The sequence below is a fragment of the Rhizorhabdus sp. P4_G6 genome (genome assembly GCF_056401045.1).
The window spans coordinates 139035-155663 of sequence record NZ_JBFUKC010000003.1; the positions used below are offsets into that span (position 1 = coordinate 139035).

Sequence of the window (16629 nt, forward strand, 5' to 3'; positions counted from 1 at the left end):
TCAGAACGGTTTGTTCTCGTTATTCCGCTGGCTGCCCATCGTTATCGGCAACCCCGCGCGCAGGACCTTCACCAGCCGGCTGTTTTTGGGTTAACAGATGCCGGCGCTGTGGATAGAGCCCATATCGGATCTTCGTCCGGCTGGAACTCGCTGAGTATGGGCCGTAATTTTCCTGAGCTTATATGCGGCAGAGGATAGAATTCGGGAAGCTGGCAGATGCCCATGTCGGCTAATGCCGCATGTCGCCGGCCGTCGGAGGTCAGCTATGAGACGGTGCGGCGCTGGGATGGTAAGTTCGGCGGTGCCTCCAGCCGACCACTGCAGGGCTGCGAAGCCCTCACCTCTCTGCACCTCGACGAGATGGTCGTGCGGATCGGCGGCGAGCCTTGCTGCGTACTGTTGACGAGGAAGGCGAGGTGCGCGACCTCCTGGTCCGGTGTCGCCGCGACAGGAAGGCCGCGATCCGGTCGACATCCTCATAACCATCAGAATCACAAAAGGAACGGCATTGCATCTAGGCCAATCAGACGACGTCGGCCCCGAGCACAGCTGACAGGTATGTTCGAAATCAAAGCTGTGGGGAGGTTTGGATGGTCTTGGTATCGCCCGACGCCGTGCGCTCGTCACCGGTTCGAGGAGCGGCATGGGCTCGGCCATTGTGAAAAATCTCGCCGTGTTCGGTGCGGAGCCGGACGGCGCGTGGATAACTAGGCTGCGCGAGCTGCAGGACATCTGGGGGGGCATCCACCATCCTTGCGGCACGTCACCGACCTCGCGGCCGCAGTGGCCCTTCGCCGCCTATTTCGAGGGAGCGGTCCATCATCGCATGGTGCCGGGGGTGGGCGAGCCCGCCGCTGGGCATCCTGCGGGGAAGGATGCGCCGACGCGGCTGGGGCGGTGCATGGCCGCAACCGGCGATCTGCTCGACCGGCTCTGAGCGGCCCGGGCCGCCCCGCTACGAATTCGACCAAAGAGGAATGACCATGACCCGACCATTGAAGGCGACCATCATCGGGACGAACATCGGCTGCACGCTCCACGTCAGGGCGCTGCGGGGCGCGGGGTTCACGATCCAGTCGCTGGTCGGACGCAATCCCGAGCAGACCGCCGCCCGGGCGCGCCACTTCGGCATTCCTCAGGCGCTGACTTCGTTCGAGGAGGCTATCGACAGCGACGTGGACGCCGTGATCGTCGCCACCCCGCCAGTGACGCACCATCCGTTCACGATGAAGGCGATCGCGGCCGGCAAGCACGTGCTGTGTGAAAAGCCGCTCGCCATCGACATTGGCCATGCGCGCGAAATGCGCGACGCGGCTGACGAAGCCGGCCTGGCCCATGCGATTTCCCACGAGTTCCGCTGGTTTGCGCGCAACGCCCTGACGCGGCGGCTGGTGGCCGAGGGCAGGATCGGGCAGCCGGTGCACGTCCAGGCTCTGTTCAACGCCGGCCTTTGTGCGGAGCCTGTGCCGCAGATCCCGGCCTGGTGGCGGTCGGCGGCCGAGGGCGGTGGCTGGCTGCGTAACTACAATGCCCACGGCATCGACGTCATCCGCTATGCGCTGGGCGAATTCGGTGCGGTGGCCGGCGGCACCCACGTGGGGGCTGACCGGGGCATGGATTCCGACGACGGCTATTCCTTCGCCTTTGCGCTGGCCAACGGCTGCCAAGGCGTGATGTCGGGCACCACGCGCGACCACGGCTTTCTCGACGTGCTGCGCATCTCCGGAGCAGACGCGACGATCGCTTCCACCACGGTCGGCTATGCGCCGCTGTCGCTGATCGACCGCACCGGCGCCCACGAACCGGAAGTGCCCACCGATCTCGCCGAGCAGCTACTCGGCACTGGTCCGCGGGTCTCAGAGGCCCCCGCGCCGCTGCACCCGATGGGAGACACGATCTATGAGCGGTCGCACGCCTCGGACATCGGCTATCCCGAGCAGGTCGCGCTGTCCGCCGCCTTCGGGGCGAAGATTCGCGACCGCGGCTACGCCAATCCGGCCATGGCGCTGTTCGACGACGGGGTTGCGCACATGGCGGTGATCGAGGCGGTGGAACGGTCCAGGCAGACCGGGCGGTGGATCGATCTCGCATGAGTTCGGCCCCGACATTGTCCACAACGATCGCAGGAGAGCCCCGGTGAACCATGGCAAGGCAGCGGCCGGCGCTGTAGGCCGGGAATGGCGCAGCGGCTGGCCATTGGTGCTGTGCGCCACCATCGGGATCGCCGTCGCCTCCATCAACTATCCGGCGGTCGCCACGATGATGCGCACGATCACGGCCGCCTATGGCTGGTCGCGGGCGGAGGTGGCGCTGGGCGTGACGATCATCACCTTGGCCGGGCCGCTCACCAACCTGCTGGCGGGGGCCGCCGCCGACCGCTTCGGCCCGCGCCGGGTGGCGCTGATCGGGGCTCCGCTGTTCGGCCTGTCCTACGCCACCTTCGCCTGGGCCGGCCCTGCGCTGGCGGGCTGGTACGTGGCCTGCGTGGTCTATGCGGTCTGTTCCAACTTCTCGGGGCCGGTCGTCTGGACCATGGGCGTGGTACGGCATTTCCGCGCGAGCCGGGGCCTTGCGCTCGCCCTTGCGCTGTCCGGCTCGGGCGTCGTCAGCTCGCTGATGCCGACGATTGTCCTCTCGCTGTTGGACTGGGCCGGACTGCGGGGTACCTTCCTGGTGCTTGCGGTCTCGGCCAGCCTGCTGATGTTCTTGCCGACCCTGCTGCTGTTCCGTGACGAGGGCGGGGGGCGGGCGGCGGGACGCCTTGCCGCCGCCGGCGCCGCATCCCTGCCGGGCCTGTCGCTCAAGCAGGCGCTCTCGACCGGGACCTTCTGGCGACTGGCGATCGCGCTGCTGCTGGTGGCCGCAGCGGTCGGCACCTTTCTCCTCCATTTCCAGTCGATGCTGATCGATGCGGGCATGGTTCCGGCCCGGGCAGCCTCGGCCGCGCTGATCATTGGCCCGATGATGATCACGGGCCGGATCACGACCGGCCTGCTGTTTGACCGCTTGCCCGCACCATTTGTGGCAGCCCTGGCCTTTGCGGTGCTGATCGTGGCCTGCCTGCTGATGCTGGCCTTCGACGGCAGCATGACCATGGCCGTGGTTGCGGCGGCGGCGATCGGCCTGGGCATGGGGGCGGAGGTGGACGTGGTCGCGTTTCTCACCAGCCATTACTTCGGCCTGCGCCGCTACGGCGTCCTGTTCGGACTGATCATGGGAACCTACGGCGCAGGCCTCGGCGTCGGCTCGGCCATGGCGGGCGAGGTGTTCGATCGCTTCGGCAGTTATGATCCCGCGCTGGTCGCGCTGGCCTTGGGCTGTGCCGTGGCGGGGCTGCTCGCCGCGACGCTGGGGACGCCCCGCGCCGCAGCGACGCAGGTGGGAGCCGGCGGACCAGAAACGGAGTGACGGCGCGACCATCCGGAAGCCGATTGGCGAAAGGGCAGAAGGGCGCTGTCAGGTTATCCGACGCGAGGCGACAGATATCGGAGACATTCTCCTCTCAGCAGCCGCGGCTATGAATTGCCGAGTGGCGGTGGCCTGAGGGCGAAAGGTCCGGCATGTGAAGGATGCCGCCTTCGGCCGAGTTGGCCGCCGACAAAGGCTATGACAGCCAGACATTGAGGAATGGCTTGTCGAGCGCGAAACCCAGCCGGCTATTCCCTTTGACAGGACCAGCGGGGGCATTCGGATCGGGACGAAGGGGCGCAGCGACAGGCGCTCGGATCTCGCCCGGACCCTATGAGTTCGTATCCGTCTTGAAATTTTCCAGATATTCGGTCGACAATTTCGACCATCGCAGGGAAGCCTGCATGCCGCCATCGACGAGCAGGTCTGTGCCGGTGATGTAGGATGCCTCGGGGCCGGCAAGCCAACAAACCGCGGCGGCAATATCCTCGGCGATGCCCAGGCGCGCAATCGGCTGGCTGGCGATGGTCTGGTCGATAGGTGCTCCCTGCTTGCGTTCATGACGGATCATCGGCGTCGAAATGATGCCCGGGCTGATCGAGAGCAAACGCGCCCCCCGGGCAGCCCACTCGGCGGCTTGCGCTTGCACGCGGAGCTGATTGGAACGCTTTGCAAGCCAGTATGACCCGATGCCGGTGTCGTGGCCGCTCACGCTCTGCACCACCGCCTTCAGTTCCTCGATCGGTGCAAGCGCCAGCTTTTCCTCGATATCCAACGGGACCGGAGCGTAATACGCAGCGTTGCTGGCGGTAACGAACGCCACCGTGCCCTGTACGGCCAGCGACTTGAAAGCGTTGAGGACGTGAATGGTGCCGACGAGGTTCACATTGAAGATCGTCTCCCAATCCGCCATGCCCGGAGAGACACCCGCCGTATGCACCAAGGTTGCGAGCCGTCCGGTTCTGGATACAAGATCGGCTAGCTCATTCACGGAATTTGGGTCGGCGACGTTGACCACGGCGGACAGCACCTTGTAGCCATCGTCCTCGAATTCCTGCGCGGTGCGGGCCAGGGTCTCGGGGTTGTTGTCCGCCAGCAGGAGTTGCTTGCCAACGCCAAGCCGGCGGGCGCAGGCAAGGCCGAGACCACGAACGCCGGTAACCACAACAACATCGTTCATGTGTTAATTCCTCCGAATTTCCAAGATATTGCGTGTGATTGCTGTTCATTCCGACGAACAGGCGGCTGCCGACATGTTGGCTATTTCATTAATCAGCTCGTCCAGGGTGAAACGGAGCACTTCCAGGTCATGGTCCTGACGTTCCCATTCGATCAGTGCATCGAAGAATGCCATGCCCATAATGCGCAAGCGGTAATGCAGCAAGACTTTCGGGACGTTGGGATGAAGTTCTTCCAGACGTTGCAATATTCGCAAAGTGGGATCTGAATCGTCGTAAAGCGAAGTGCGAATGGCGCGCGCCTCTCGGGAGCGCAACAACTGATTGATGAACGCCGCATGGGGATGCCGGCCATCCTCATCCTTGATAGCAAGATAGGGCCGGAGCAGGGCGCCGATCAGCTTGGAGACGTCGTCAAGTTGGTCTTCCGCTACGATCTTTTCATATTCCGCATTCGCGGCTTCCAGAAGCTGGGGCATCCGCCACATGCAAATTGCGGTCAGGAGACCGGCCTTGTCGCCAAAGTGATAAGTCACGGCGGAATTGTTGGACATTCCGGCGGCAAAATTGACCTGCCTGATCGACACGCCAGCGATGCCGTGCAGCCCGAACAGCTTTTCACCGGCAGCCAACAGAGACAGCGCGCCCGCTTTCCTGGGTGCCACTGCATTTCCCATAAGGCCGTCTCTGGGTCGGCGGCTGTTTCGCATTACATCTGACGCTCAGGAAGGGTCACCGTCAGGCCATCCAGGTCAGGCGTCAGCACCAACTGGCAGGTAAGCCGGCTGAGCGGGGTCCGCTCGCATACCGTACCTTCCAGCATGATATCTTCGGCTTCTTCGATCTGCGGCAGCCTGTCCATCCATTCCTTGTCAACATAGACGTGGCAGGTCGCGCAATTCGCATAGCCGCCACACATGCCGATGATGCCGGCGACCGTGGATTGCAGCGCTGCGTCCTTCAACGTGGTGCCTTCGCTGGCATCGATCTCCCGGACGTCGCCGTCTACGTTCCGAAACCTGACTTTCACGATCCTGCTCTGCCCTTGCCGATTAAGAAATGTTTCTTTATCGTGCCCGCATGGCTCGCGTCAAACCCTGTCACTCCGAATGGCTTCCGCAGCGAAAGTTCATAGCGGAGCATGATAGGGCGAATGTAGGAGGAGGATGGATATCATGACCGCTGTGGCGACCAAGGCGCCCGTTCCCGACAATGTGCCGCCGGAATGTGTTCGTGATTTCAATATCTTCGCCCCTCCTGGCCGAGACCACGACGTGCACGGCGCATGGCGCACGCTTCAGCAGACGAGCCCGGATTTCGTCTGGACGCCGTATCACGGGGGACATTGGCTGCCCATGCGGTTCGAGGACATCGACTATGTCCAACGGAACCATGACCCCTTCTCGATGCACGACATATCCATGCCGGGCGGGGCGAAACCGATTCGGGTTCTGCCGCTGGAAGCGAATCCGCCGGAACACCTCGGCTATCGCATCATCGTGAATCCCTTCTTCACCCCCCGCAAGATCAATGAGCTGGAGCAATCTACCCGCGATCTGGCAATAAGCCTGATCGAAGGCTTCAAGTCGGCCGCCACTTGCGAATTCATGCAGGATTTCGCCCTCAAGCTGCCGATCGCCATCTTCATGCAGCTGGCCGACCTGAGCATGGACGACGCTCCCTACCTCCTGGAATTGACCGAGCAGGTCACGCGCGGCGGGCCGGAGGCGGTTCCTGAAGCCTATCGCAAGATGATCGAATATATCGTGCCGATCACGGAGCAGCGCCGGGGCCAGCCCGGGTCGGACCTGATCAGCGCCGTCGTCCACGCCAAGATCAAGGGCGAGCAGCTTTCGCAGAATGACGTCATCAGCGTCCTCACGGTCGTGCTATTTGGCGGACTGGACACCGTGGCATCCAGCATGGGCTTCATGGCCGAATATCTCGCGCGCAACCCCGAAAGCCGCCGCGAGCTGATCGAAAATCCGTCGCTCATCCCCGCTGCAGTGTACGAGATGATACGGCGTTTTGCCCCCGCGACCAATGCGCGCACGCTTTCGCGGGACTTCGATTACAAGGGGATCCATTTCAAGGAGGGCGACAAGGTTTTCCCATCGACCTTGCTGGCGGGGATCGATGATCGCCGCTTCCTCGACGGTTACAACATCGACTTTCATCGCAAGGAGGGCGAAAACAGCGCTTTCGGCGCCGGCCCCCACCGGTGCCCGGGGCAGCTGCTCGCCTTGCTTGAAATGAGGATTTTCATCGAGGAATGGTTGAAGGCCATCCCGGATTTCCGCGTCAGCGAATCTGACCCGCCCCGCTATTCGGCCGGTCTGGTCAATTGCGTGGCGCGTCTCGTTCTGGAGTGGGACGTCTGATCCAGCATGACCGCCCCCTCTTCGGCGGGGCGGTCATTGTTCCCGGCCACGGGTAGCGTTGTCTCCATTTGCTGGCCTTGCGGTCAGAACCGCCGCGTCGCCCCGAGCAGCGCGACGACGGCATCCTCGTGCATCTCCGGCGAGGGGTAGTAATCGTTGCGGCCAGTGGCGTGCGCGACATATTCCACTCCGCGATTCCGATAGTCGGCGGGATCGATCGGCTTGCCCGTCCAGCGGTCGACGAGCGGCGCCCCCATCCCGCGATCACTCACACAGCTGGCGGCGGCGGCGGTGCACATCGCGGCCGCCTCATCCGCCATCGCCGCGTTGACCAGCTGCGAAAACGCGCCATACATGCGGTGAACCAACTCGACCGCCCGCCCCCGGACGCCTGCCGGGCGACCAGCCTTTCAAGCTCGACGCCCGCCATGGCAGGCGCACTCAAGCCGCGCCACGCAGCTCCGCGGCCGGGTTCACCCGCTCGACGACGATCGGCGTGCCATTGAAGCTTGCGCAGCCGCTCGGCACGTCGAAGGCAGCGTCGTCGCTCAGGCGATTATAGTTGGCGCCGTGCAGGCTGTGGGCAAGGGTCAGCCGGGAACCGTCCTGCGCCTCGCTCCAGCCGTGCGGCACGCAGACGGTGCCGATCCCGACCTCGTTGGTGATGCGCGCGGGCAGGGTGATCTCGCCGACGCGCGAGCGCAGTCGCACCTCGTCGCCCTCGCCAATGCCGAGTCGGGTGGCATCGGCCGGGTTGATCATCGCGGTGCAGCGCTTCGGCCCCTTCACCAGCGGCCGCAGATTGTGCATCCAGCTATTATTGGAGCGCATCTCGCGACGGCCGATCAGGCGCAGCGTGCCGCGCGCGAACTTGCCCTCGTCGATCGCCTGCTCCAGCCGGGGAATGTCCGCGAGGAACGGAGCGGCCGCGAGCGCGAGCTTGCCGTCCGGGGTGGCGATCGCCCGGGGCAGGCGTCCCGGCGACATGGGCCCGAAGGAAATCCCGGCCGGGCTCTCGCGCAGTCGCGCCAGCGACAGGCCGCCAGGATGGCTGCCGAAGCCGTCGCCGTTCTTGCCGCCGCGCAACAGGATATCGAAGATGCGTTCGGGCCAGTCCTCGCCGTCGGCGCGGGCCAGCAGCTCGGCGATGTCCGCCCCGGCGGGCAGGCGCGGCAGCTGCGGCGCCTGCCTTGACAGATATTCCACCGCGCAGCGCAGGTCGTAGGCGGCTTCGTCGACGCCGGCGAAGCGCGCGGCAAGACCATTGATGATGCTCCAGTCGGTGCGGCCGTCCGGATCGGGGGGCAGGATGCGCGGCGACCACGAGATCACGTCCTCGACCATCCAGTTGTTCCAGATCAGCGTGAACTCGCTGTGGCGCAGATGATCACCGGGCGGCAGGATGACGTCGGCGAAGCGCGTAGTCTCGTTGAGGTAGATGTCGACCGCGACGAGGAAGTCCAGGCTGTCCAGCGCGGCGGCGACGCGGCCGGCATTCGGGTTGGACAGCACGGGATTGCCGGCGATGATCGTCATGCCGCGGATCCGGCCGGGGCCCGGCGTCTCGATATCCTCCCACATCGCATGGGTGGGCATGGTGCCGCCCAGCTCAGCCGCGCCCGAGACGCGCGAGCGCCAGCGACCATGAGGCGGCTGATCGCCAACATAGGGATCGTGCGTGAACACCGGCAGGCTGCCCTCGGGGAAGAACACTCCGCCCTCGGCATCGCAGTTGCCGGTGAGGATGTTCAGACAGTCTATCGCCCAGACACCGAGAGTGCCGAAACTCTGGGTATTGATGCCGACACGGCTGTAGGCGGCGGCACTGCCGGCGGCGGCAAAGTCGCGCGCGAGCTGCGTTATGCGCTCCGCGGCGATGCCGGTTAGGGGGGCAACGCGTTCGGCGGTGAACTTCGCCGCGACGGTGCGCAACTCCTCGAGTCCCGAGACGTGCCCGTCCATGCGGCCGAAGCGCACAAGCCCCTCGCGGAACAGCGTGTCGATCATCGCCAGCGCCAGCAGCGCGTCGGTGCCCGGGCGGATGGCGAAGTGATCGTGGGCCAGCTCGGCGGTGGGCGTGCGGCGCGGATCGACCACCACCAGCCGTCCACCGCGCGCCTTCAACGCCTTGAGCCGTCCGGGCATGCCGGGGGCACCGAACATGCTCCCATGCGACACCAGCGGGTTTGCGCCGAAGATCAGGAAGAAATCGGTGCGGTCCACATCGGGGACGGGAACGTTGCCGATATCGCCATAGAGATACGCATCGACCATGTTGCGCGCGAAGTTGTCGATCGCCGCCGCCCCGGTGAGCTGCGCCGGCATGGCCCCGAGCAGCGAGCCGCCGACCATCTGCAACGCGGCGACATGCGCCGTGGGGTTGCCCAGATAGATGCCCAGCGCGGTCGGCCCATGTTCAGCCACGACGCGCCTGAGCCCGGCGCCCGCAAAGTCCAGCGCCTCCTCCCAGCTCGCCTCGCGGAAGCCCTCGCCTTCGCGGATCAGCGGCTTGGTCAACCGGTCCGGATCGTCGCGCAGCGCCTTGATCGCCTGCGACTTCGGGCAGACGTAGCCCTTGCTCGACGGGTGGGCCGGATCGCCGGACACCCGGCCCACTTCGCCGCTGACGGGATCGGCTTCGATCACCAGCCCGCAGCTGGCCTCGCAGGTCGGACAAATGCGGGGAAAAGGTTGTAGAGCCATCGATTTAAATCTCCCAACCCGGATCATCAATCGAATTTCCGGCGACTGCCTCGTCCATTCGGAGGATAAGGGAGCCGGCCCGTCCGACCGGACTTGGCCCTGATCACGGCATGCCGAGGCCGGCCAGCGCATCGACCACCGGACGGACCGTTGCGGCGCGCCTGCCCTTGAAGCTGCGGGCGATGTCTCCTGCGCGAAGCGGCGCGGGTGCGGTCGCGAGTATGGACTGCACCGCGCCGAGCTGCTCGGTCAAGGTCGACGGCCACGGAATGATGTTGCTGACTAGTGCTGCCGATGCCTCCCCTAGTAGGTCGAGCGTGGCCGCGACCGGCGCGCGATAGCCGGAGTCCTGGAATTCGGGGCGCAGATAATGCACCAGCCCGCGCGCGCCTCCTCGGCCGCCCCTCCCTATTGAGCGCGACGAGGCGGGTGAGAATCGTGCCCGCCGAGCGCGTAGGCCACGAGTTCTGCCCTGTCGTTCCCGCCGAGGGCCTTGAGGCCGCCCGCCGCGACGACGACATATTGCCGCCCCGTCCGCGCCCCGCGATAGACGGTCGGAACGGCGAAGGCGTTGCGCGGCAGCATGGCATGCCACAGCTCGCGCCCGCTGCTGACGTCGATCGCGCGCAACCGGCTGTCCTGCGTGCCGGCGATAAAGACCAGCCCGGATGCAGTCACGGTCGGCCCGCCGACCATGAGCGTGCCGAGGGTGAAGGGAATGTGGCTATGGTAGCCGAGCGGGCCGCTCCCGCTCGCCGCACCGAGAGGCCGCGACCAGATCAGCTTGCCCGACACTAGGTCCACCGCGCTGAGCCGGCCATAGGGGGGCGCCTGGCAGGGCACGCCGAGCGGCGAGAGGAACGGGCCGATGATCGCTCCATAAGGAGTGCCGATCTGCGGCACGCCGCCCTCGACGTCCGATCCGCCGCCATTTTCGCCCAGCGGCTTGAAACCCCGTCGCTCCGCCTCCAGCCTTCGGACCAGTCGATTGCGGTAGATGAACGCATTGCTGTTGACGATCATCACGCCGCGCCGGACGTCGATCGCCGCTCCGCTCCAATCCATGCCCCCGATGGTGCCGGGCGAATTGAGCCACGGTTCCAGGCCGGGCGGCGTCATCGTGCCCTCATAGCGAGATTCGCGATAGAGGATGCGGCAGTATAGTTGGTCCAGGGGTGTCAGGCCCCACATGTCCGCTTCGCGCAGGTCGGCGCCGCGAAAGGATGGCATCTCCACCGAAAAGGGTTGCGTCCGGGCCAGCCGTTCCTCCGGAACCGCGCCCGCCTGCGGCACGGGCCGCTCCTCGACGCGCCGCAGCGGCTGCCCGGTCAGGCGATCCATCACGAAGATCTCGCCGCGCTTCGTCACCTGGACGATCGCCTTTTGAATAGCGCCACCCGTTCCCGGTAGGTCGATGACAATCGGCTGTGCGGGCACGTCATAATCCCACAGGTCGTGATGCGTCGTCTGGAACGACCAGCGCGGTTTGCCGGTGACGATGTCGAGCGCGACGACGGAGCTGGAATACCGGTCGTCGATCGCCCGGCGATGGCCGCCGAAATAATCCGGCGTGGCGTTGCCTGTCGGCAGGAAGACGAGGCCCAAGGCTTCGTCGGAACTGATCGGCGCCCAGCTGTTGGGTGTACCGCGCGTGTAGGTTTCGCCAGGCGGCGGCAGGCCGCTGCGATCCGGCCGGCCCATGTCCCAGGCCCATGCCATCTTGCCCGTGATCGCGTCGAAGGCCCGGATCACGCCCGATGGCTCCCCCACATATTGGCCATCGGAAACCCATCCGCCCAGCACGATCCTACCGCGGACGATCGCGGGGGCCGACGTCACCTGATAATAGCCCTTCGGCGCCGCACTCAGGCCGGCGAGCAGATTCACCTCTCCGCCGTCGCCGAAACCCGCGCAGCGCCGGCCGGTCTCCGCATCCAGCGCCACGAGGAGAGCCGCGCCGCCAGCCGCAATGATTCGCCTGGCGCAAGGGCCGACGGCTCGCGGCGCGGCGAAATAGGCCACGCCGCGGCAAGTCCGCGCGTGCCCATCGCCGATCGACGCCCGCCAGCGGCCGTGCCCGTTTTCGGCATCGAGGGCGAAGATCTCTCCGGCGGCGTTGCAGGCGTAAAGGGTGTCGCCGACGATGAGTGGCGTGACCTCCAGCCCGCCGGTATCGCCGGCCGGCCCGGTGGCGATCGATGCCGACCACACCGGTTTCAGATCGCCGACATTGGCGGGGGTGATCTGGGTCAGCGGACTGTAGCGGGTGCCGGCCTCGTCATGGCCCCAACTCCGCCACTCGCCTCCTTGCGATACCGCACCGCTCGCCCGCACGTCGGGAAACGGCGCGGTTCCTGCCTGAAAGCGAGGATCGACCGGCATCGGCAGTACCGCATGAACCGCATATCCCGCGAGCAGTGCCGCAGCGAACAGCAGCAGCCAGGCGCGTTTCGCCAGCGTGCCCCCCTTCAGGCTGCGTCGGAACAGCGGCACGGTCATCCCCATGCCCAGCCCGATCCACGCGCCGATCCGTGGCAGCAATGCCCATCCGTCCAGTCCCACCTCCGCGACCGCCCACGCGGCGGTCGCGATCGACAACAGCCAGTAGAGGGTGAGACCCATTCGGCGTCCCGCCGCGATCAGCCCTGCCGAACAGGCCAGCGCACATCCGGCGAGCAGATAATAAAGGCTTCCGCCGAGCGCGACGAGACGGAAACCGCCGAACAGGAGGGCCATGGCGATCGCGCCCAACACAAAAGCGTAGAGCCAGCGGGCGAGAACAGCGCCGCCGCCGGGCGAACCGGGAGACCCTATCGCCGGACCGCTGCCATCCTCAGCCGCCCAGCCCACTTCGCGTCGCGCCATCCCCATCACCCTTCGCCCGTTTCGTCGGGAATCGCCTATCATGCAGGGCCGCCGAGGCCACATCCCTTCGGACGCGAAATGCGCGCCAATCGTCCGCTTGAACATATCCGTACGTGATCACACCCATAATATTCCGCGGAAAAGAGAGGGAGGATGCATGTCTGGAACCGGGAAACCTGCGGTCCTGCTGACGGAACCCCGCGCTGTCGACATGCTGGCGCCGCTCGCGGACGAATTCATCATCGTCCGGCTGGATGATGAGGCGGCAGTGATGCGCGAGCGCGAGCGCATTCGCGCGATCATGTTCGCGGGGCACAATCATGTGCCGGTGGAATTGATGGACCGTCTGCCCAATCTGACCCTGATGGTGTCGCCGTCGGCGGGGATCGAGGGTGTCGACCTCGAGGCAGCGCGCGCGCGGGGCATCACGGTCACCTCGGGCGGTGACACTCATAGCGGCGATGTGGCAAGCTATGCGGTGGGGCTGACGATGGCCGTGCGGCACCAGATCTTACGCAACGATCAACATGTGCGCAGCGGCGCGTGGCATGCGGGCTGGCCGGGCTTTCGCCGCTCGCTCCGCGCGGATCGGGTCGGCATCGTCGGACTCGGCCCGATCGGGCATTCGGTGGCCGAGGGGCTGAACGCGCTCTGCCGCGAGATAGGCTGGTGGGGCCCCAATCCGAAGGATGTGCCTTGGCGTCGGCATGAGAGCCTCCACGCGCTCGCGCAATGGTGCGATATCCTCGTCCTTTGCGCGCGGAGCGGCGCGGATACGGCCAAGCTGATCGACGCGCGGGTCATCGATGCGATCGGACCGGACGGGCTGTTCGTAAACATCGCGCGCGGCTTCATGGTCGACGAGGATGCGTTGATCGACGCGCTCCAGAGCGGCCGCCTCGGCGGCGCGGGACTCGATGTCTTCATGAACGAGCCGACCGATCCGGCGCGCTGGACGGACGTGCCGAACCTCGTGCTCAGCCCGCACGTGGGCGGCATGACCCACGAGGCGCGCAACGCGCTCAACGGACTGGTCCACTTCAATCTGCGGACCTTGCTGACGGGCGAGCGGCCACGACAGATCGTGGTCGAGGGAAAGGGCTGACATGACGGGACAGGTTACATTCGATTTCAGCGGCAAAGTGGCGCTCGTCACCGGCTCGACGAGCGGGATCGGCCGCGCGACGGCGGTGATGTTCGGACGCGCCGGCGCCAGCGTCGTCGTCACCGGCCGGCGCGAGAAGGAAGGCGCGGAAACCGTGGCCCTGGTCGAAGCGGCAGGCGGTAAGGCCTTTTTCCGGTCCGCCGACGTCACCAAGCCGGAGGATATGGCGGCGCTGACGGCGGCAGCGCTCGACCGCTACGGAGCGCTCCATTACGCGATCAACAATGCGGGCGAAGGCGCCTACGTCATGCTGGAGAGCCTTTCGGCCGAGGCGTGGGAACTGGAGATCGCGCGCAACCTCGGTTCCACCTTCCACGGACTCAAGCATCAGATCCCGGCGATCCGCGGTTCGGGCGGCGGCGCGATCGTCAACATGGCTTCGGCGGCGGCGGTCATCGGCCTCGTCGGGATGAGCGCCTATTGCGCGGCGAAGGCGGGTGTGGTCGCCATTTCGCGCGCCGCCGCTTCCGAAGCGGTCGGGGACAATATCCGCGTGAATTCGATCCTGATCGGCGCGATCATGACCGATGCCTGGTCGGGCTCCACGCCGGAGGAACTCGCGGCGCTTTCGGCGGACAGTCCGATGCGCCGCTTCGGCACCGTCGACGAGGTCGCGAACGCCGCTCTGTGGCTGTGCAGCGACAGCGCGAGTTTCGTGACCGGCCATTGTCTCGCGGTCGAGGGCGGCTACACGACGCTTCAGAACCAGCAATATCGCCAGCTGGGCGACTGATCTGCCGAGCGACGACCAGGAGATCGACGGATACGTGAGCCGGATTGAGTGAACTCGAAACGCCAGGGGCTCCGACGGTCGCATCATCATTGGACTGGGCTGGCGACCACGTCGCGAGTTGCAGCACCAGTCCCGGGCTTATGCGACCGGCGGCTTAGCGAAACCTTCACTCGAAGCGTCTTGACATAGTACGGCGCAATTGATGAACTTCACGAAGATATAATCCGAGGAAGAGAGATGGTCTCCGACATTGAAGCGTTCGAGACATCGAATCTGTTACTCTCTGCTATCTATGATGGCATAAAGAGCCCCGTGGGATGGGAAAAGGCGTTAGAAGCGGTGCGTCAGGCGATGAACGTCGACACCGCTATCTTGCGGGCTACGATATTGGGTCGTGCATCGCGTAATTATCTGCACATCGCTGCGCCGAACCTGTCGGAAGAGATGATCGCATCCTGGGATCAATTCAGCCCCTATGACCTCCTGCCCGTTGCGGGCGTGCACGAAAATGAGATCCGGGTGATCGACTGGCATAGTCAGTCGTTGCGACCAGAAATCGTCGCGCATTTGCGCCGCTGCGACATAGGCAGGACCATTTGCGCCTTCGTTGCCATCATGGACCAGGCTGAATACACCCTGCACTGCAGTCGTGGATCCAGCGCCAAGCCCTTTTCAGAAAGGGACAAAACCTTGCTCGGGATGGTCGCAGGGCATTTTCGGCGTGCCATAGCCTTGCGTGGTGAGCTTGCTGAAATTCGGATGCAGAAAGATCTCCATGTCGATGCTCTTGATCAACTCGGCATTGGCGTCGTGCTAGTGAGACATGATCAGCCACCGGTCATGCTCAATAGCGTCGCGAGACGATTGGAAGAGGCCGGCGATTTCTTCAAGGCGAGAGGGGATCAGATACACGCCACCAATGACATGGATAGGAGCGAACTGCTTTCATCCATCAGGGAGGCGTTAAGCGTCCATGGGTCCGCTTTTTCCCACGCCATGAATTTGCGATCAGCGAACGGCTCCATGAATATCATCATCCGCTCACGCGAGATAAAGCTGAACTCTACCGGCTGCGTAGATAGACTGGCGATCATTTTTCTAAAGTTAAGTGAGGCGCTGGACGATTGCGATGTGGCCTTCCTTCAGAAAAAATTCTCTTTCACAAGAACAGAGGCCAATATCGCGTTCCGTCTCGCAAATAGCATGAGAATGGAATCAATCGAGAATGAATTGAAGATAGCTCATAACACTGCGCGCACTCATCTGCGGTCGATGTTCTCTAAGACAAACTCTAGAAACCGTTCGGAGCTTGTGAACCGGGTTGCAAACAGCTTGGCCCCCTTGGGTCGTGGGCGGTACGACACCATACAATAGCTAATCGGACGGCAGGACAATGCCATCGGCCGGCGACGGCGATCTCATCGAGGGGCATCTCTACAGTGGTGAGCGGCGATTCGATTTATCGACGATCGTTTTCTCGCCCGTCATGCTGACGTTTCACCGCGTTATTCGAGAACAACCCTTGCCGAGGCCGAGCACCTCATAGGACAGGTCGCTTTCAGACCGCTGACCGCGCAAATAGTCCGCGATATCGACAATACTTCCGCCAAGCGGCCGACTCGACATCCATTCCTGAATGCAGCGGCGATGAATGAACGACCATCGGCCGTCTATCCGTTCCAGCCGATCGATATAGCGACCCAGTTGCTGGTCGAGCATCTCAACGCCATCCTCGTGCCGCGTCTGCGTCGCGTAAAACAAAGTTTCCGCGCCGGCCGTGTCGCCCGACACCTTGATGCGGGATTGGCCAAGAAGGTGGTTGCAGCTATCCCATTTCGTCAACAAGGCGTCCGTGACCGTTCGAGCATAATCATGTCCACGCGCCTTCATGTGACCGTGATCGTCCCAACTTTCCTCTGCGTAGACGTCGATGACCGCATCGACGTCGGCGCGATCGCAGGCATGAACATAGGACTCGATCACTTCCCTTATCTCAAAATGATCGATCAGCATTTGCACCTTGTCTGCAGATCGCGCCAATCGTTCTAAGATCTCCATCATCCTCTCCGCGATTAAAACCTAGGAAGTGTTCCAAATGTTATTGAATCGGACTGATGAGATACACGAGTCGACGGAAGGTCACTTCGTCCCGGATGCTTATGATCCTCAATCGCATTCTAATCCTAAAAGATTAGG

The 16629-nt window shown here is 64.2% G+C and carries 15 protein-coding genes; 7 read left to right on the top strand and 8 right to left on the bottom strand.

Annotation, left to right across the window (positions count from 1 at the left end; genetic code table 11):
* Window positions 1-643: 643 nt before the first annotated feature.
* Genes AC1DPF_RS04790 through AC1DPF_RS04800 form a run of 3 tightly spaced genes read left to right on the top strand, consistent with a single transcriptional unit; the run spans window position 644 to window position 3408 of the window.
* Window positions 644-937 (top strand): hypothetical protein, encoded by a 294-nt coding sequence (locus AC1DPF_RS04790; protein WP_477959998.1) that lies wholly within the window; start codon window positions 644-646, stop codon window positions 935-937.
* Between the two features lie 58 nt (window positions 938-995).
* A complete protein-coding gene (locus tag AC1DPF_RS04795; RefSeq protein WP_477960000.1) occupies window positions 996-2093 on the top strand; it encodes a Gfo/Idh/MocA family protein in 1098 nt (365 codons plus the stop codon).
* 43 nt (window positions 2094-2136) lie between these two features.
* The gene (locus AC1DPF_RS04800; RefSeq protein WP_477960002.1) at window positions 2137-3408 is read left to right on the top strand and encodes an MFS transporter; all 1272 of its coding nucleotides are present in this window, start codon (window positions 2137-2139) and stop codon (window positions 3406-3408) included.
* A gap of 331 nt (window positions 3409-3739) precedes the next feature.
* Here the strand turns inward: AC1DPF_RS04800 and AC1DPF_RS04805 are convergent, their stop codons facing one another.
* Genes AC1DPF_RS04805 through AC1DPF_RS04815 form a run of 3 tightly spaced genes read right to left on the bottom strand, consistent with a single transcriptional unit; the run spans window position 3740 to window position 5616 of the window.
* A complete protein-coding gene (locus AC1DPF_RS04805) occupies window positions 3740-4588 on the bottom strand; it encodes an SDR family oxidoreductase (RefSeq protein WP_477960004.1) in 849 nt (282 codons plus the stop codon).
* Window positions 4589-4633: 45 nt separating this feature from the next.
* Complete coding sequence (locus tag AC1DPF_RS04810) at window positions 4634-5251, bottom strand: TetR/AcrR family transcriptional regulator (protein ID WP_477960006.1); 618 nt, start codon at window positions 5249-5251, stop codon at window positions 4634-4636.
* Window positions 5252-5295: 44 nt separating this feature from the next.
* Window positions 5296-5616, bottom strand: a complete 321-nt coding sequence (locus AC1DPF_RS04815) for a 2Fe-2S iron-sulfur cluster-binding protein (RefSeq protein ID WP_477871130.1) — start codon at window positions 5614-5616, stop codon at window positions 5296-5298.
* Window positions 5617-5761: 145 nt separating this feature from the next.
* Between AC1DPF_RS04815 and AC1DPF_RS04820 the strand changes: the two genes are divergently transcribed.
* Entirely contained in the window at window positions 5762-6967 is a 1206-nt protein-coding gene (locus tag AC1DPF_RS04820) for a cytochrome P450 (RefSeq protein WP_477960008.1), read from the top strand.
* Window positions 6968-7050: 83 nt separating this feature from the next.
* Here the strand turns inward: AC1DPF_RS04820 and AC1DPF_RS04825 are convergent, their stop codons facing one another.
* From AC1DPF_RS04825 to AC1DPF_RS04840, 4 genes are all read right to left on the bottom strand, one after another.
* Entirely contained in the window at window positions 7051-7323 is a 273-nt protein-coding gene (locus AC1DPF_RS04825) for a hypothetical protein (RefSeq protein ID WP_477960010.1), read from the bottom strand.
* A gap of 85 nt (window positions 7324-7408) precedes the next feature.
* Window positions 7409-9670 carry a molybdopterin-dependent oxidoreductase gene (locus tag AC1DPF_RS04830; RefSeq protein ID WP_477960012.1) on the bottom strand — a complete coding sequence of 754 codons (2262 nt, stop codon included), beginning with the start codon at window positions 9668-9670 and terminating at the stop codon, window positions 7409-7411.
* 103 nt (window positions 9671-9773) lie between these two features.
* Entirely contained in the window at window positions 9774-10046 is a 273-nt protein-coding gene (locus AC1DPF_RS04835; RefSeq protein WP_477960014.1) for a hypothetical protein, read from the bottom strand.
* Window positions 10047-10078: 32 nt separating this feature from the next.
* Window positions 10079-12535 carry a membrane-bound PQQ-dependent dehydrogenase, glucose/quinate/shikimate family gene (locus AC1DPF_RS04840; RefSeq protein WP_477960016.1) on the bottom strand — a complete coding sequence of 819 codons (2457 nt, stop codon included), beginning with the start codon at window positions 12533-12535 and terminating at the stop codon, window positions 10079-10081.
* Between the two features lie 157 nt (window positions 12536-12692).
* Between AC1DPF_RS04840 and AC1DPF_RS04845 the strand changes: the two genes are divergently transcribed.
* The 3 genes from AC1DPF_RS04845 (at window position 12693) to AC1DPF_RS04855 (ending at window position 15807) form a co-directional block, all read left to right on the top strand.
* Window positions 12693-13640 (top strand): NAD(P)-dependent oxidoreductase, encoded by a 948-nt coding sequence (locus AC1DPF_RS04845; RefSeq protein WP_477960018.1) that lies wholly within the window; start codon window positions 12693-12695, stop codon window positions 13638-13640.
* A 1-nt stretch (window position 13641) separates the two neighbouring features.
* Window positions 13642-14433 carry an SDR family NAD(P)-dependent oxidoreductase gene (locus AC1DPF_RS04850; protein WP_477960020.1) on the top strand — a complete coding sequence of 264 codons (792 nt, stop codon included), beginning with the start codon at window positions 13642-13644 and terminating at the stop codon, window positions 14431-14433.
* A 237-nt stretch (window positions 14434-14670) separates the two neighbouring features.
* Window positions 14671-15807: a helix-turn-helix transcriptional regulator gene (locus AC1DPF_RS04855; protein ID WP_477960022.1), complete on the top strand. Its 1137-nt coding sequence runs from the start codon at window positions 14671-14673 to the stop codon at window positions 15805-15807.
* 123 nt (window positions 15808-15930) lie between these two features.
* On the opposite strand, the gene AC1DPF_RS04860 is transcribed toward AC1DPF_RS04855, so the two are convergent.
* Window positions 15931-16494, bottom strand: a complete 564-nt coding sequence (locus tag AC1DPF_RS04860) for a nuclear transport factor 2 family protein (protein WP_477960024.1) — start codon at window positions 16492-16494, stop codon at window positions 15931-15933.
* Between the last annotated feature and the right edge of the window lie 135 nt (window positions 16495-16629).